Raw genomic sequence first — 16,192 nt, forward strand, 5'->3', positions numbered from 1 at the left:
CTGAGCAGGAAAAACGCTACCCAGCCGCCCGTCAGGCGCCGCCAGACTGACCGCGGCAGCATCAGCTGCGCGCCGAGCAGGCGCTCGGTCAGCGGCCTGCGCCCTGCCAGACTGGCGGCAAAGGCAAGCGCAAACCCCCAGTTGATCAGGCTGGGCTTCCACATGATGAAGCGTTCGTCGCGCAGCGCGATGGTCAGCCCGCCGAGGCCCGCAAGCAGGGCCAGATTGAACCACTGCGTCCTGTCCACCGGCCGCCGGCCAAGGCGCAGCACCACGATCTGCAGCGCCGCCACCGCCACCGCGGCGCCGGTGGCCCAGTAGATGCCCGCCACTTTATAGGTGACGAAGAACACCGCGATGGGCAGGAAATCGAACAACAGCTTCACGTCGACCTACCTCGACTGAGTGTCGGAACGCTGCCTACGGCAGCACGGCGAGCGCATATCGGCCACCTCGCAGGCGACGCGACCGGCCCGATAACGCTACCATGCCAACCGCCGCCGCCAACATTCGCCGCCCATGCAGCGCCTTCACCTGCACCCGCAAAACCCGCAGCCGCGCCTGCTCGCCAAGGCCGCCGAGGCGCTCACCCGTGGCGCGCTGCTGGCCTGCCCGACCGACTGCAGCTACGTGCTGCTGTGCGAACCGACCGACAAGGCGGCGGTGGAGCGCATCCGCGCCCTGCGCGGCCTGGACGAGGATCACCCCTTCACGCTGCTGTGCCGCGACCTGTCGCAAGTGTCGACCTACGCCACGCTCGGCACCGCCGAACACCGCCTGCTGCGCGCCTGCACGCCGGGACCGTACACCTTCGTGCTGCCGGCCACGCGCGAGGTACCAAAACGCCTGCAGGACCGCCGTCGCAGCGTCGGCATCCGTATCAGCGACCACGCCGTACCGCTCGGTTTGCTGGCGCTGCGCGACACGCCGCTGCTGTCCAGCACGCTGCAATTGCCGGGCGAGGATTTTCCGCTGGTGGACCCGGATGACATCGCCGAACGTCTGGCCAAACGCATCGACCTGCTGCTCGACGCCGGTCCCGGCGACCACCAGGTCAGCACCGTGGTGACGTTCGACAATGGCGTGCCGCACGTGCTGCGGCTGGGCAAGGGCGATCCGGCGCGCCTTGGCGCCTGACCGGTTGGCAGCGTGCCTTCCAACGCCCACCAAAGCGCGCTCACACCCCGTAGAACTTGCGATACCAGTCCACGAAGCGGCGCACGCCCACCTCGACCGGCGTGGCTGGCCGGTAGCCGACGTCATGGACGAGATCGGCGATGTCGGCAGCGGTTTCCGGCACGTCCCCGGCCTGCATCGGCAGCAGGCGCTTGACGGCCTTGCGCCCAAGGCAGTCCTCGAGCACCTCGATGTAGCGCAGCAGTTCCACCGGGCGGTTGTTGCCGATGTTGTAGACGCGAAACGGCGCCGTGCTGGTGGCCGGATCGGGCCGCTCGCCGTCCCAGGTCGGATTGGGCGCCGCCACGCGCGCGGTGACGCGCAGCACGCCCTCGACGATATCGTCGATGTACGTGAAGTCACGCCGGTGGTGACCTGCGTTGAACACGTCGATCGGCTCGCCGGCCAGGATGGCGCGCGTGAACAGGAACAGCGCCATGTCCGGCCGGCCCCACGGCCCGTAGACGGTGAAGAACCGCAGCCCGCTCACCGGCAACTGGTACAGATGCGCGTAGCAGTGCGCCATCAGCTCGTTCGAGCGTTTGGTGGCCGCGTACAGACTCAGCGGATGGTCGGCCAGATCGTGCTCGGAAAACGGCAGCCGCGTGTTGGCGCCGTACACCGAGCTGCTGGAGGCATACACCAGGTGTTCGACCGCCGCGTGCCGACAGCCTTCCAGGATGTTCATGAAGCCGACCAGGTTCGAGTCGACGTAGGCGTGCGGGTGCGTTAGCGAATAACGCACCCCGGCCTGGGCGGCCAGGTGGATCACCCGCTGCGGACGCGCATCGGCGAACAGCCGCTCCACAGCCGGGCGGTCCTGCAGGCTGATGCGTGCCTCGGTGAAGTTCGCGTGCGGGGTCAGGCGGGCCAGGCGCGCCAGCTTGAGGTTCACGTCGTAGTAGTCGTTGACCTCGTCGAGGCCGATCACCTGGTGGCCCTGGGCCAGCAGGCGCTCGGCCACCGCAGCGCCGATGAAACCGGCGGTGCCGGTCACCAAGACGCGCATCGGCGGCAGGGTCCAGTCGTGGTCGTTCACAGCCGCTCGTCCACCTGATCGCGTGGCAGCACGCCTTTGACGTCGTACACCACCGCCTGCGGCGCCTTGAGCGCCTCGAGCGTCGCCCCCGCCAGCGTCGCGAACTGGCGGTGCGCCACCGCCAGCACGATGGCGCTGTAGGCGCCCGCTTCGGGCGCGGCGCACAGCTCGATGCCGTACTCGTGCCGACACACCGCCGCATCGGCCCAGGGATCGTGCACGTCCACCGTCATGCCCAGGTCCTCGAGTTCGCGCACCACGTCCACCACGCGCGTGTTGCGCACGTCCGGGCAGTTTTCCTTGAAGGTGATGCCGAGCACCAACGCCCGCGCGCCGGCCACCGGCAGGCGCCGGCGCACCAGCAGGCGCAGCACGCGCTCGGCCACGTAGCGGCCCATGCCGTCGTTGATGCGCCGCCCGGCGAGGATCACCTCCGGGTGGTAGCCGATTTCCTGCGCCTTGTGCGTGAGGTAATACGGATCGACGCCGATGCAGTGACCGCCGACCAGACCCGGCCGAAATGGCAGGAAGTTCCATTTGGTGCCGGCCGCCTCGAGCACCTCGCGAGTGTCGATGCCCAGACGGTTGAAGATCAGCGCCAGCTCGTTCACCAGCGCGATGTTGAGGTCGCGCTGGGTGTTTTCGATGACCTTGGCCGCCTCGGCGACGCGGATGCTGCTGGCGCGGTGAGTCTTGGTGATGGTGGCGTACAGCGCGTCGACGTAGTCGGCCGCCGCCGGCGTCGAACCCGCGGTGATCTTGGTCACCGTCTCGAGGCGATGTTCGCGGTCACCGGGATTGATCCGCTCGGGGCTGTAGCCGAGGAAAAAATCGCGGTTCAGCGTCAGGCCCGATTCGGCTTCCAGCACCGGCGCGCAGATTTCTTCGGTGGCACCGGGATAGACGGTCGATTCGTAGATCACCACTGCGCCCGGCTGAAGCACCCTCCCCACGGTGCGCGTGGCGGCCAGCAGCGGCCCGAAATCCGGCCGCTTGTGGGCGTCGACCGGGGTCGGCACGGTGACGATGAAGGTGTTGCAGGAGCGCAGGTCCGCCGAATCGTGGCTGAGACCTAGGGCAACGGCCCGCAGTGCGGTGGCGTCGACCTCACCGGTGCTGTCGTGACCGGCCCGCAGCGCTTCGATGCGCCGGCGGTCGATATCGAAACCGAGCGTCGGCAGGCGCGCCGCCAAGGCCACCGCCAGCGGCAAGCCGACGTAGCCCAGACCCAGCACGGCCACCCGCGCCCGATCCAAACCGGGCGGTCGGCTCACGTGCCCAGGCCGCCCGTGCGCGCCGGTCGCAGCGCGGCCGCCCGACGGCGGCGTGATGACAGTTCGCAACTGGTCGGGGTGAGAGGATTCGAACCTCCGGCCCCCGCCTCCCGAAGACGGTGCTCTACCAAGCTGAGCTACACCCCGATTGCGAAACTCGTTGCGCGGTCGTCATAGCGATAGCGACCGCGGCTTTCAGAAATCTCGGGAAACCGCAAACCGCGCCAGCCCCTCGAGGGCGGCTCGCGCCGGCGACTGCGGCAGACCGGCGAGCGCCGCTTCGGCGCGCTCGGCGTAAGTCTGCGCGAGCCCGGCAGTGTACGCGATGGCTCCCGTCGATTCAATCACCGCCAGCACCGCCGCAAAATCGGGCTCGCTGGCGCCGCCCAGCGCCTCGCGCAGCGTGGCCGCCTGCGCCGCGTCCGCCTGCTGCAGGGCATAGGCGAGCGGCAGGGTCGGGCTGCCCTCGGCCAGATCGTCGCCCAGGTTCTTACCGATACGCGCGGCATCGCCCCGGTAATCGAGCAGATCGTCGACCAGCTGGTAGGCGAGCCCGAAGTGCACGCCATACTCACCCAGCGCCTGCTGCGTGGCGGCGTCTCCGCCGGCCAGCAAGGCACCGCACCGCGCCGCCGCCTCGAACAGCGTGGCGGTCTTGCTGCGGGCGATGGCCAGGCACTGTTCGGGCGTGGCGTCGACGTTGCGCCGGTTCAGATATTGCAGCACCTCGCCCTCGGAAATCCGGTTGGTGGCCGATGCCAACACGTCCATGATCGCCGGCGAGCCGAGTTCCACCATCATCTGGAACGAGCGCGAGTACAGAAAATCACCCACCAACACGCTCAGACCGTTGCCGTAGCGGCTGTTGGCGGTCTGCCGGCCGCGCCGCAGGTCCGATTCGTCCACCACGTCGTCGTGCAGCAGCGTGGCGGTGTGAATGAATTCGACCACCGCCGCCAGCAGGCAGTGCTGCTCGCCCGTATAGCCGCAGGCGCGCGCCGCCAGCACTGCCATCACCGGCCTCAACCGCTTGCCGCCGCTGTGGATGATGTAACCGGACAGCTGATCGATGGTGGCCACGGTGGAGTGCAGACGCTGCTCGATCAGCGCATTCACGGCCGCCATGTCGGCGGCGGCCGGCGCCAGCAGCTCGGCCAGGGGATTGGCAGTCATGCACTTGGTTTGGCAAGGAATGGAACCGCCGGATGCTAGGTTTCACCGCTGGGGGTGTCAAGCCGTTTGACCCCTGCCGGCAGGCTGGACTAGACTTCGCACCCTTTTCGATCCATGTACCCGCCGGGCAAGATCGCCCGGACGGCACGTGTCTGTACGGGGAAATCCATGTTTGCGGTAATCGAAACCGGCGGCAAGCAGTACCGGGTAGCGCAGGGCCAGGTCCTGAAAGTTGAAAAGCTGGACGGCGCCGTCGGTGACACGCTCACCTTCGATCGCGTGCTGATGGTCGGCGCCGGCGCCGAGGTGAAGATCGGCCGGCCTTACGTCGAAGGCGCCACGGTCACCGCCGAGCTGCGGGCGCTGGGTCGTCACCCGAAGATCCGCATCGTCAAGTTCCGCCGGCGCAAGCACCATCAAAAGCAGATGGGCCACCGCCAGCATTACGCCGAGATCGCCATCACCGGCATCGGCGCGCCTTAAGGAGAACCCACCCATGGCACACAAAAAAGCCGCCGGCAGTTCCCGCAACGGCCGCGATTCCATCTCCAAGCGCTTGGGCGTGAAGCGTTTCGGCGGCGAGCACGTGCTGGCCGGCAACATCATCGTGCGCCAGCGCGGCACCGAGTTCCACCCCGGCGAAAATGTCGGCCTGGGACGCGACCACACCCTGTTCGCGACCGTCGAGGGCCATGTGCGCTTTCGCGTCGGCGGCCCCAAGAACCGGCGTATCGTCAGCGTCGAGCCGATCGCCTGAGCAGGCCCACCACCCGGCCGGCGCCTGAAGCCCCGCTCCGGCGGGGCTTTGCGTTTATAGCGTCAGATCACCATGCGATTCGTCGATGAAGCCACCATCACCGTTGCCGGCGGCAAAGGCGGCAACGGCTGCATGGCGTTCCGGCGCGAAAAATACATCCCGTTCGGCGGCCCGGATGGCGGCGACGGCGGCGACGGCGGCAGTGTTTATCTGGTCGCCGACGAGGGTCTGAACACGCTCAGCGACTTCCGCTACCAGCGCGAATTTCGCGCCGAGAGCGGCCAGCCCGGCGCCGGCAGCAACCGCACCGGTCGCGCCGGTGCCGACTGCGAAATCAGGGTACCGGTCGGCACGGTGGTGCGCGACGCCGACACAGGCGAGTTGATCGGTGATCTCACGCGCCACGGCGAGCGCCTGAAGGTGGCCGCCGGCGGCTTTCACGGCCTCGGCAACACCCGCTACAAGAGCAGTATCAACCGCGCGCCGCGGCAGACCAGCCCCGGCAAGCCGGGCGAACAGCGGCGCCTCGCGCTCGAGCTGCGCCTGCTGGCCGACGTCGGCCTGCTGGGCGCGCCCAACGCCGGCAAGTCGACCCTGCTGACGGCCGTTTCCGAGGCGCGCCCCAAGGTCGCCGACTACCCGTTCACCACGCTCAATCCGGAGCTCGGCGTGGTCGAGGTCGACCGTCTGCGCCGCTTCGTGATGGCGGACGTCCCGGGCCTGATCGAGGGCTCGGCTGCCGGCGCCGGCCTCGGCACGCAGTTCCTGCGCCATTTGTCGCGCACGCGCCTGCTGCTGCACGTGCTCGATTTGGCGCCGGCCGACCCGGCCAGCAAGCCGGCCGACGAGGCGCGCAAGATCGTCGCCGAACTCGAGGCCTTCGATCCCGCGCTGGCCGCCCTGCCGCGCTGGCTGGTGCTGAACAAGGCTGACCTGTTGCCGCCCGACGAAGCCGCCGCGCGGGCAGCGCAAATCGCCCGCGAGCTCGACTGGACGGGACCGCTGTTCGTCATCTCGGCCGCCACCGGACAGGGCTGTCGGGCGCTGTGCGAGGCGGTCATGCGCCACCTGGATCAGACGTCGCCCGCATGAGCCGCGCCTCGTTCGCCGGCAGTGGGCGCTGGGTGGTCAAGATCGGCAGCGCACTGCTGACCGCCGGCGGCACCGCCCTCGACGTGCCAGCCATGGCGTCGTGGGTGGCCCAGCTGGTGCACCTGCGCGCACAGGGCCGGCAAGTGGTGGTGGTGTCATCCGGGGCGGTGGCCGAGGGCATGCGTCGGCTCGGTTGGCAGCGGCGGCCGGACGCCATCCACGACCTGCAGGCCGCCGCCGCGGTCGGCCAGATGGGCCTGGTGCAGGCCTGGGAGAGCTGTTTTCAGGCGCACGGCGTGCACACCGCGCAGGTGCTGTTGACGCACGACGATCTGGCCGACCGCCGCCGCTACCTGAACGCGCGCAGCACCCTGCGCACGCTGCTCGACCTGGGCGTGGTGCCGATCATCAACGAAAACGACACCGTGGCCTTCGACGAGCTGCGCTTCGGCGACAACGACACCCTCGGCGGCCTGGTGGCGAACCTGATCGAGGCCAAGCTGTTGGTGCTGCTGACCGACCGCGACGCCATGTACACGGCCGATCCGGCCATCGATGCCGGCGCGCAGCGCCTGGCGACGGCGCGCGCCGCCGATCCGGCGCTCGACGCCATGGCCGGCGGCGGCGGCCGGCTCGGCCGCGGCGGCATGCAGACCAAGCTGCGGGCGGCGCGCCTGGCGGCGCGCTCTGGCGCCGCCACTTGGATCGTCGGCGGCAACATCGATCGGGTGTTGGAAAAACTCGCCGCCGGCGCCGACATCGGCACCCTGCTGCTGCCCGAGCAGGAACCGCTGCAAGCGCGCAAGCTGTGGCTGGCCGGCAATCTGCACGTGCGCGGCCGACTGCACATCGATGCCGGCGCCGAGCAGGTGCTGCGCCAGGCCGGGCGCAGCCTGCTGGCGGTGGGCGTGACTGCGGTCGACGGCGATTTCCGGCGCGGCGATCCGGTCGCCTGCGTCACCGCCGACGGGCGCGAGATCGCGCGCGGGCTGTGCAACTACAGCGCCGAGGAGACGCGGCGCATCATGGGTCTGCCCAGCAGCCGCTTTGCCGAGGTGCTCGGCTACGTCGACGAGGCGGAGCTGATCCACCGCGACAACCTGGTGCTGCTGTGAGGCGGCACGCCAGCCAAACAGAAAAAGCCCGGAACGGGCTTTTTCTGTGCGTTAGGGAACCGTTGATTTATTCAGCGTTTCCCTCCGGGGCCGGATACCCCGGCATGCATCGATGCCGTAAGGCGTTGATGCATGGAGCGCAGCGCAGGCGTGACCGTTGCTGCAGGGAGCTGAAAAACTCCAAGGATGGATTTTTTCAGCACGTCCTTAGCGACGCGCGCGCCGTGCTGGCGCGCACCGTCTCAGGCCGCCTGACGCAGGGCGTGGATGCGCTTGTTCAGGCGGCTTTTGTGCCGCGCGGCCTTGTTTTTGTGAATCAGGCCACGAGCGGCCATGCGGTCCAGCAGCGGCACGGCGGCGCGGTAACTCGCGCTGGCGGTGTCGGCATCGCCGGCACGGATAGCGGCCAGCACGCGCTTGACGGCGGTACGCAGCATGGAGCGGCGGCTGGCGTTGTGGGCGCGGCGATCGTCGTTCTGACGGGCGCGCTTGATGGCTTGCGGGCTGTTGGCCACGGCGAAATCCCTGCGTCGAAAACCAGAAAAAGGCCGGGAACTATGCGCATCGGCGCTCGTCTTGTCAAGCCAAGAACGCCGAGGTGGCGCACTTGAGTATGCTGCGCTCCGCCGCCTCGGTGGGCGTGGCTACCATGACTTCGCGCGTACTGGGCTACCTGCGCGACACGGTGATTGCCACCAGCTTCGGCGCCGGTGCGGCCGCCGATGCGTTTTTCGTGGCGTTCCGTATACCGAACTTCCTGCGCCGGCTGTTCGCCGAGGGCGCATTCTCGCAGGCCTTCGTACCGGTGCTGTCCGAGTACCGCGCACGGCGCCAGCCGGCCGACGTGCGCGACCTGGTCAGCCATACGCTGGGCACGCTCGGCGCCGTGCTGCTGCTGGTGACGGCGCTGGCGGTCGCCGCGGCGCCGCTGCTGGTGTGGCTGCTGGCGCCCGGCTTCGGCAACGATGCGCAGCGCGCCGAGCTCACCACCTCGCTGCTGCGAATAACGTTCTGGTATTTGCCGCTGGTGTCGCTGGCGGCGGCGGTCGGCGGCGTGCTCAACACCTTTGGCCGTTACTTCGCGCCGGCGCTGACACCGCTGTTCCTGAATCTGGCGATGATCGCCACCGCCGTATGGCTGGCGCCGCACCTGCAGGTGCCGGTGCTGGCGCTGGCCATAGGGGTGGTCATCGGCGGCCTCGCGCAGCTGCTATGGCAACTGCCGACGCTGGCCGCCACCGGCAATCTGGTGCGCCCGCGGCTGGGCTTTTCGCACCCGGGCGTGCGGCGCATCCTGAAATTGATGGGGCCCGGCGTGTTCGGCTCGTCGGTGGCGCAGGTCAATCTCATGTTCGACACCGTGGTGGCGTCGTTTCTGGCTACCGGCAGCGTGTCGTGGCTGTATTACGCCGACCGCCTGATGGAGTTCCCGCTCGGCGTGCTGGCCATCGCGTTCGCCACCGTGATCCTGCCGCGCCTGTCGAGCCAGCATGCCGGCGGCGACGGCGCCGCCTTCTCACGCACGCTCGACTGGGGCCTGCGCTGGGTGCTGCTGGTGGGTGCGCCGGCCGCCGCGGCACTCGGCGTGCTGGCCGGACCATTGCTCGGCACGCTGTTCAGTTATGGCGCCTTCGACGCCCGTTCGGTGCTCATGGCACGCCAGGCGCTGTGGGCGTTTGCGCCGGGTCTGCTGGCGTTCATGGCCATCAAGGTGCTGGCACCCGGCTACTACGCGCGCCAGGACACGCGCAGCCCGGTGCGTATCGGCGTGCTGGCCATGCTGGCCAACATGGGCATCACGCTGATTTTGGTCTGGCCGCTCGAGCACGCGGGCCTGGCGGCCTCCACCAGCTTGGCGGCCTACCTCAACGCGCTATTATTGCTGCGCGGTCTGATGCGCTGCGGCGCCTATCGGCCGCAGCCCGGCTGGATGGCGTTCCTGCTGCGCGTGACGGCGGCCACTGCGGTCATGAGCCTGCTGCTGTGGCTGGGCACGGGATCGCTCGATGCCTGGCTGGCGCTTGGCGCCAGCGGTCGTCTGCTGCATCTGGCGCTGTGGGTGGTGGCCGGCGCCGCGAGCTATGGCGCCGCGCTGTTGCTGCTGCGCCTGCCGCTGGCGGCGCTTCGCCACCCGTGATGGCCCGCCCAGACGCTGCGCCATGCCGCTGCCGCGCACCTTGCCCACTGACCCTCCGAGCGCACGACGACACGCCGCGTGGACAAAGATTTTCTTCGCATCGGATCGCCCGAGGAGCCGCGCGTGTTCAGCCTGGCCGAGGCACAGGCGCTGTTCGTGCTGGTGCGGGACATCACCCACCGCGCCGCCGAGGCGCTGGCGCCGGTGCAGCGACAGCTGAAGGTGCTGCCACGCGGCACGCCGCAGCTCGCCGCGGCCGAGGAACACTACCAGACCATCGTCAGCGCCTGGGTCAACAAAATGCGCCGCCTGGGCCTGGTGGTGAAGGGGCTATGGCTGGTCGATTTCGACACCGGCGACGGCTATTTGTGCTGGAAATATCCGGAGCTGAAGCTCGGCCACTACCACGGCTACGACGAGGGCTTCGCCGGGCGGCGACCGCTGGCCGAGGTGCTGGAAACGCTCGATCCCGACTGGGCGCGCTACTGAGCCGCGCCACCTGCAACCTTCGCACTGTGGACCTTGGCGTGGAACTGATCCGCGGCCTGCACAATTTGCGCCCCCGCCACCGCGGCTGCGTGGCGAGCATCGGCAACTTCGATGGTGTTCATCTTGGCCATCAGGCCATCGTGGCGCGCCTTCGCCAGCACGCCGCGGCACTCGGGGTGCCTGCGCGGGTGGTGCTGTTCGAGCCGCAGCCGGTGGAGTTTTTCCGCCCGCAGGCCGCCGAACCGCGCCTGATGCGCCTGCGCGAGAAGCTGGTGGCGCTGGCGGCGCTCGGCGTGGATGGGGTGCTGTGCCTGCGCTTCGATCGGCGCCTGGCCGACATGCCGCGCGAGGACTTCGTCCAGCGCTTGCTGGTGCACGGACTAGGTGTGCGGCAGGTGGTGGTCGGGCCCGACTTTCGTTTCGGCCATCGGCGCCTGGGTGATCTCGACTATCTGGCGTCGGCCGGCGCCGACGCCGGCTTTGGCGTGGATGTGGTGCCGCCGCTGTTGCTGGACGGTGAGCGCGTCAGCAGCACCGCCGTGCGCCAGCGCCTGGCGGGCGGCGATCTCGACGGCGCGGCGCGCCTGCTGGGGCGGCCTTACACGCTGCTCGGGCGCGTCAGCCACGGCGATGCCCGCGGGCGAACGATTGGTTTTCCCACGCTGAACCTGCCACTGCACCGTCGGGCGGTGTGCCTGCGCGGCGTGTTCGCAGTGCGCGTGGCGGGGCTCGGCCCGAGCCCGCTGCCGGCGGTCGCCAACCTCGGCTGGCGGCCGACCGTGAACGGCACCTACCCGCTGCTGGAAGTGCACGTGCTCGATTTCAGCGGGCAGGTTTACGGCCGCCAGGTGCAGGTGGAGTTCGTGCGGCGCCTGCGCGATGAACGGCGCTTCGACAGCCTGGACGCGCTGCGCCGGCAGATCGACGACGACGTGCGCGCCGCCCGCGCCGTGTTTGCCCAATCCCGAGACTAGCCCCGATGGCCGACTACAAAGCGACGCTCAACCTGCCGCAGACCGACTTCCCGATGCGCGGCAACCTGCCGCAACGCGAGCCGCAGATGCTCGTCCGCTGGCAGCAGCTGGACATCTATGCGCGCCTGCGCCGCGAGCGCGCCGGCCGGCCGCGGCGCGTGCTGCATGACGGCCCGCCCTACGCCAACGGCGATATCCACATCGGCCACGCCGTCAACAAGATTCTGAAGGACATCATCGTCAAGGTCTGGACGCTCGATGGCGCCGATGCGCCCTACGTGCCGGGCTGGGATTGCCACGGCCTGCCGATCGAGCACGTGGTGGAAAAAAAACTCGGCAAGCCGGGCGACAAGGTGAGCGCCAATGAGTTCCGCGCTGCCTGCCGCGAGTACGCGCAAAAGCAGGTGGCCGGCCAGAGCGCCGACTTCGTACGTTTGGGCGTCATCGGCGACTGGGACGATCCGTACCTGACCATGGCGCCGCAGACCGAGGCCGACATCCTGCGCGCGCTCGGCCGCATCATCGCCGGCGGCTACGTCTACAAGGGCGAGCGGCCGGTGCACTGGTGTCTGGACTGCCGCTCGGCGCTGGCCGAGGCGGAAGTCGACTACCAAGACAAAACTTCGCCGGCCATCGACGTGCGCTTTGCGGTCGTGGATCGCCAGCCGGCGCTCGCCGCCTTCGGCGTGCAGGACGACGGTCGGCCTCTGAGCCTGCCGATCTGGACTACCACGCCGTGGACGCTGCCGGCCAACCAGGCCGTCGCCCTCAACGCCGCCATCGAGTATGGTCTGTACGACACCGGCACCGAGCGGCTGATCCTGGCGGTCGAGCTGGCGAACTCGGCCTTGCAGCGCTACGACCTCGCCGGCGCGCGCGAACTGGGCCGCTGCACCGGCAAGGCGCTCGAGGGCGTGCGGCTGCGTCATCCCTTCCTCGACCTCGACGTGCCGGTCATCCTCGGCGATCACGTCACCACCGAGGCCGGCACCGGCGCCGTGCACACCGCACCCGGCCACGGCGCCGACGACTTCGCCGTCGGCAAGGTCTACGGCCTCGAGGTCTACAACCCGGTCGGCAGCGACGGCCGCTTCCTGCCAGGCACACCGCACGTCGAAGGCCTGCAGGTGTTCGCCGCCAACAAGGTCATCATCGAACTGCTACGCCAGCGCCACGCGCTGCTCGCCGACCGGCCGCTCGAGCACAGCTACCCGCACTGCTGGCGCCACAAGACGCCGACCATCACGCGCACCACGCCGCAGTGGTTCATCTCGATGGACCACGCGGGTCTGCGCGGCAAGGCGCTGGCGGCTATCGCCGACACCACCTGGACGCCGGCCTGGGGCGAGGCACGCATCCACGGCATGATCCAGAACCGCCCCGACTGGTGCATCTCGCGCCAGCGCGTATGGGGCGTGCCGATCGCGCTGTTCGTTCACCGCATCACGGGGGCGCTGCATCCACGCACGGCGGAGCTGATCGAAGCGGTCGCCCGGCGCATCGAGCAGCGCGGCATCGAGGCTTGGTTCGAGCTCGATCCGGCCGAGCTGCTGGGCGCCGAGTCGGCCGATTACGAGAAGGTGCCGGACATCCTCGATGTGTGGTTCGACTCCGGCGTCACGCACTCGAGCGTGCTCGAACGCCGCCCGGAGCTCGGCTTTCCGGCCGATCTGTACCTGGAAGGCTCCGACCAGCACCGCGGCTGGTTCCATTCCTCGCTGCTGACGTCGGTCGCTCTGCACGGCCGCGCGCCCTACCGCGGCGTGCTGACGCACGGCTTCACGGTGGATGGCGCCGGCAAGAAGATGTCGAAGTCGGCCGGCAACGTGATCGCGCCGCAGAAGGTCATCGGCCAGCTCGGCGCCGACGTGCTGCGCCTGTGGGTGGCGAGCACCGACTACAGCGCCGAGATGTCGATCTCCGACGAGATCCTCGCCCGCACGGCGGACGCGTACCGGCGCCTGCGCAACACCGCGCGCTTCCTGCTGGCCAATCTGGCCGGCTTCGACCCGGCCACGAACGCGCTGCCGGCGGACGCACTGATCGCGCTCGACCGCTGGCTGCTGCGCCGCGCCGCCGCGCTCGACGCCGAGCTGCGGGCCGACTACGCCGCCTACCAGTTCCACGAAGTCAGCCGCAAGGTGCACCACTTCTGCGCGGTGGATCTTGGCGCGTTTTATCTGGACGTGATCAAGGACCGCCAGTACACCGGCAAGGCCGACGGCCTGCCGCGGCGCTCCGCGCAGACGGCGATGTACCACGTGCTCGAGCTGCTGGTGCGCTGGCTCGCGCCCATGCTGAGTTTCACGGCCGAAGAAATCTGGAACCATATGCCGGGCGCCCGCGCCGACAGCGTGCTGCTGGCTCAGTGGTATCCGCTGCCGAAGCTGGCGGATGACGACGCCGATCACCTCACGCCTGCCGACTGGGAGCGCGTGCGCGCCATCCGCGACGCGGTCAACCGTCGGCTCGAGCGCCTGCGTGTGGCCGGCGCCATCGGCTCGTCGCTGGATGCCGAGGTCGATCTGTATGTCGATCCCAGCGACGAGACGGTGCTCGGCAAGCTCGGCGACGAGTTGCGCTTCGTGCTGATCTGCTCTTACGCCCGCGTACACCCGGCCGCCGCGCGGCCGAGCGAGGCCGCCCAGGATGCCGGCCTGTGGATCGCCACTCGCGCCAGCGAGCACCCGAAGTGCGTGCGCTGCTGGCACCACCGCGCCGATGTCGGGGCTCATCCCGACCATCCGGAGCTGTGCGGGCGCTGCGTGCAAAACGTCGCCGGCCCGGGCGAGCAGCGGGCGTGGGCATGATGCGCGGGCGGCTCGGGCTCGCCGCGCTCGTGGTGGTGCTGGATCAGGCCAGCAAATTCGCGGTGCTGCGGGGCCTCCAGCCTTACCAACAGATTCCGCTGCTGCCGGGCTTCAACCTCACGCTGGTATTCAATCGCGGCGCCTCGTTCAGCTTACTGGCCGACGCCGGCGGCTGGCAGCGCTGGCTATTCGCCGGGCTCGCCGTCCTGGCCGGCGCCGCCATCGTGCTGCTGCTGCGCCGCACACCGCCCGCCGACCGCTGCAACGGCTACGGCCTGGCCCTGGTGCTGGGCGGCGCCATCGGCAACCTCATCGACAGAATCTGGCTGGGGCAGGTCATCGACTTCCTCGATCTCTACTACGGCGCCTGGCACTGGCCGGCCTTCAATCTCGCCGACAGCGCCATCACGGTCGGCGCCGCCCTGCTACTGCTGGGCATGACTCGCCCGGCCGCGCCGCGCAAAGCCGTGCCGCGCTGAGAGAGCCCGCTCGCAACTATTCAGCGGGCTGTTGAAAAAGGACAGTCCTGCCCTTTTTCAACTCGCCGCGCCCGGCATTTGTCCGGCCGCGGCTCCGACAAATCAAATACCTGCGTATTTGATTTGCGCGAGGCATCCCTGTCTGGCGGGCGCAGGCCGTTTTTCAACGGCCTGTTAGACCGGGAACACCCGCCCGCACCGCCGACGGCGACTCCAACAGAACGTCCCACGTGCCCCACGGACGCAAAAAAGCCGGGATTTACCCGGCTTTTTCGCCTGTCCCGGCGACCCGCCGATCTACGCGGGCTCGCCCTCGCCCCGAACCGGCCGATCCACCAGCTCGACGTACGCCATCGGCGCCGCGTCACCCGGCCGGAAACCACACTTCAGGATGCGCAGATAGCCACCCGGGCGCGCCGCATAGCGCGGGCCGAGCTCACCGAACAGCTTCGCCACGGCGGCCTTGTCGCGCACCCGGGCGAATACCAGCCGCCGATTGGCCACCGAATCCACCTTGGCGCGCGTGATCAGCGGCTCCACCACCCGCCGCAGCTCCTTGGCTTTCGGCAACGTGGTGCGGATCAATTCCTCCTGCACCAGCGCGGCGGTCATGTTCTTGAACAGCGCCGCCCGATGGCTGCTGTTGCGGCCGAGTTTGCGGCCGATCTTTCTGTGTCGCATGTCTTAAAAACCTCGTCACGCTCTACGCAGGCTCGTCAGGAGGAAATCATCTCGGTCGGACGCGGCAGGTTGGGCGGCGGCCAGTTCTCCAGCCGCATACCCAACGACAAGCCGTGCCGCGCCAGGATTTCCTTGATCTCGTTCAACGATTTCTTGCCAAGATTCGGCGTGCGCAGCAAATCCGCCTCGGTACGCTGAATCAAATCGCCGATGAAATGGATGTTCTCGGCCTTCAGGCAATTGGCCGAGCGCACCGTCAGCTCGAGTTCCTCGACCGGCTGGATGAGGATCGGGTCGATATCGCCCACCGCCTCGCGCGCACGCCCGGCCAGGCCGCCGCCCTGTAGGTCGACGAACACCGCAAACTGCTCGTACAAAATCGCCGCCGCCCGACGGATGGCCTCTTCGGGGTCGATGGTGCCATTCGACTCGATGTCGATGATCAGCTTGTCGAGGTCGGTGCGCTGCTCGACGCGCGCCGCCTCCACGCTGTAGCTGACCTGCCGCACCGGACTGAACAGCGCGTCCAGTCGCAGTGTACCGATGGACGGCACCTCTTCGCCCTCTTCCGCCACCGCCGCCGGCTGATAGCCGCGCCCGACACGCACGGTGAGCGTCATGTCGAGCTTACCGGACGCCATCAGCGTCGCCAGGTACAGATCCTTGTTGATGATCTCTACGTCGTGGCCGACCTCGATGTCGCCAGCGGTCACCACGCCCGGACCCCGCTTCGACAGCCGCACCACCGCTTGGTCACGCCCGGACAAACGCACCGCGACGCCTTTGAGGTTCAGCAACAGCTCGATCACGTCCTCCTGCATGCCCTCGAGTGTCGTGAACTCGTGCACCGCGCCCTCGATCTGCACCTCGGTGATCGCGGCGCCGGGCAGCGACGACAGCATCACCCGCCGCAACGCGTTACCCAGCGTGTGCCCGAAACCGCGCTCGAGCGGCTCCAGGGTGACCTTGGAGTGCGTGGCCGACAGACGCTCGACC

The 16,192-nt window shown here is 68.9% G+C and carries 17 protein-coding genes and 1 tRNA gene; 10 read left to right on the forward strand and 8 right to left on the reverse strand.

Translation table 11 applies throughout. From position 1 onward, the window contains the following. Positions 1–386: septation protein IspZ (locus tag PHC73_RS04245; RefSeq protein ID WP_300124850.1), on the reverse strand; the 386-nt coding region annotated here is incomplete at its 3' end. Positions 387–519: 133 nt separating this feature from the next. Between PHC73_RS04245 and PHC73_RS04250 the strand changes: the two genes are divergently transcribed. Further along, complete coding sequence (locus PHC73_RS04250) at positions 520–1,137, forward strand: L-threonylcarbamoyladenylate synthase (protein ID WP_300124851.1); 618 nt, start codon at positions 520–522, stop codon at positions 1,135–1,137. A gap of 40 nt (positions 1,138–1,177) precedes the next feature. Here PHC73_RS04250 and PHC73_RS04255 read toward each other — a convergent pair whose 3' ends face one another. From PHC73_RS04255 to PHC73_RS04270, 4 genes are all read right to left on the reverse strand, one after another. Continuing rightward, positions 1,178–2,185, reverse strand: a complete 1,008-nt coding sequence (locus tag PHC73_RS04255) for an NAD-dependent epimerase (RefSeq protein ID WP_366949798.1) — start codon at positions 2,183–2,185, stop codon at positions 1,178–1,180. A 26-nt stretch (positions 2,186–2,211) separates the two neighbouring features. Next, entirely contained in the window at positions 2,212–3,489 is a 1,278-nt protein-coding gene (locus PHC73_RS04260) for a nucleotide sugar dehydrogenase (RefSeq protein ID WP_300124854.1), read from the reverse strand. A gap of 70 nt (positions 3,490–3,559) precedes the next feature. Next, a tRNA-Pro gene (locus PHC73_RS04265) sits at positions 3,560–3,636 on the reverse strand. A gap of 48 nt (positions 3,637–3,684) precedes the next feature. Beyond that, the gene (locus tag PHC73_RS04270) at positions 3,685–4,662 is read right to left on the reverse strand and encodes a polyprenyl synthetase family protein (RefSeq protein WP_300124855.1); all 978 of its coding nucleotides are present in this window, start codon (positions 4,660–4,662) and stop codon (positions 3,685–3,687) included. Positions 4,663–4,830: 168 nt separating this feature from the next. On the opposite strand from PHC73_RS04270, the gene rplU reads away from it, so the two are divergent. The 4 genes from rplU (at position 4,831) to proB (ending at position 7,626) form a co-directional block, all read left to right on the forward strand. Next, positions 4,831–5,145, forward strand: a complete 315-nt coding sequence (gene rplU / locus PHC73_RS04275) for a 50S ribosomal protein L21 (protein ID WP_300124857.1) — start codon at positions 4,831–4,833, stop codon at positions 5,143–5,145. A gap of 13 nt (positions 5,146–5,158) precedes the next feature. Continuing rightward, a complete protein-coding gene (rpmA, locus tag PHC73_RS04280) occupies positions 5,159–5,419 on the forward strand; it encodes a 50S ribosomal protein L27 (protein ID WP_300124859.1) in 261 nt (86 codons plus the stop codon). Positions 5,420–5,491: 72 nt separating this feature from the next. Further along, on the forward strand, positions 5,492–6,511 hold the full coding sequence (gene cgtA / locus PHC73_RS04285) for an Obg family GTPase CgtA (protein ID WP_300124861.1): 1,020 nt from the start codon (positions 5,492–5,494) through the stop codon (positions 6,509–6,511). Continuing rightward, positions 6,508–7,626 (forward strand): glutamate 5-kinase, encoded by a 1,119-nt coding sequence (gene proB, locus PHC73_RS04290; protein ID WP_300124863.1) that lies wholly within the window; start codon positions 6,508–6,510, stop codon positions 7,624–7,626. Before cgtA ends, proB begins: the two co-directional genes overlap by 4 nt. 242 nt (positions 7,627–7,868) lie before the next feature. On the opposite strand, the gene rpsT is transcribed toward proB, so the two are convergent. Further along, complete coding sequence (gene rpsT, locus PHC73_RS04295) at positions 7,869–8,141, reverse strand: 30S ribosomal protein S20 (RefSeq protein WP_300124865.1); 273 nt, start codon at positions 8,139–8,141, stop codon at positions 7,869–7,871. 98 nt (positions 8,142–8,239) lie between these two features. On the opposite strand from rpsT, the gene murJ reads away from it, so the two are divergent. The 5 genes from murJ (at position 8,240) to lspA (ending at position 14,515) form a co-directional block, all read left to right on the forward strand. After that, positions 8,240–9,763 (forward strand): murein biosynthesis integral membrane protein MurJ, encoded by a 1,524-nt coding sequence (gene murJ / locus PHC73_RS04300; protein ID WP_300124875.1) that lies wholly within the window; start codon positions 8,240–8,242, stop codon positions 9,761–9,763. Positions 9,764–9,886: 123 nt separating this feature from the next. Beyond that, on the forward strand, positions 9,887–10,252 hold the full coding sequence (locus PHC73_RS04305) for a DUF2203 domain-containing protein (RefSeq protein WP_300124866.1): 366 nt from the start codon (positions 9,887–9,889) through the stop codon (positions 10,250–10,252). 38 nt (positions 10,253–10,290) lie between these two features. Next, complete coding sequence (ribF, locus tag PHC73_RS04310) at positions 10,291–11,226, forward strand: bifunctional riboflavin kinase/FAD synthetase (protein WP_300124867.1); 936 nt, start codon at positions 10,291–10,293, stop codon at positions 11,224–11,226. 5 nt (positions 11,227–11,231) lie between these two features. Beyond that, the gene (ileS, locus tag PHC73_RS04315) at positions 11,232–14,036 is read left to right on the forward strand and encodes an isoleucine--tRNA ligase (protein ID WP_300124868.1); all 2,805 of its coding nucleotides are present in this window, start codon (positions 11,232–11,234) and stop codon (positions 14,034–14,036) included. Next, the gene (gene lspA / locus PHC73_RS04320) at positions 14,033–14,515 is read left to right on the forward strand and encodes a signal peptidase II (RefSeq protein WP_300124878.1); all 483 of its coding nucleotides are present in this window, start codon (positions 14,033–14,035) and stop codon (positions 14,513–14,515) included. The genes ileS and lspA overlap by 4 nt, the downstream gene beginning before the upstream one ends. Before the next feature lie 297 nt (positions 14,516–14,812). On the opposite strand, the gene rplQ is transcribed toward lspA, so the two are convergent. Next, complete coding sequence (rplQ, locus tag PHC73_RS04325; protein WP_300124870.1) at positions 14,813–15,196, reverse strand: 50S ribosomal protein L17; 384 nt, start codon at positions 15,194–15,196, stop codon at positions 14,813–14,815. 35 nt (positions 15,197–15,231) lie between these two features. Next, on the reverse strand, positions 15,232–16,192 hold a 961-nt coding region (gene rpoA, locus PHC73_RS04330), incomplete at its 5' end, for a DNA-directed RNA polymerase subunit alpha (RefSeq protein ID WP_300124872.1).

Origin of the sequence: Immundisolibacter sp., from assembly GCF_028696615.1 — a bacterium.
GTDB lineage: Bacteria > Pseudomonadota > Gammaproteobacteria > Immundisolibacterales > Immundisolibacteraceae > Immundisolibacter.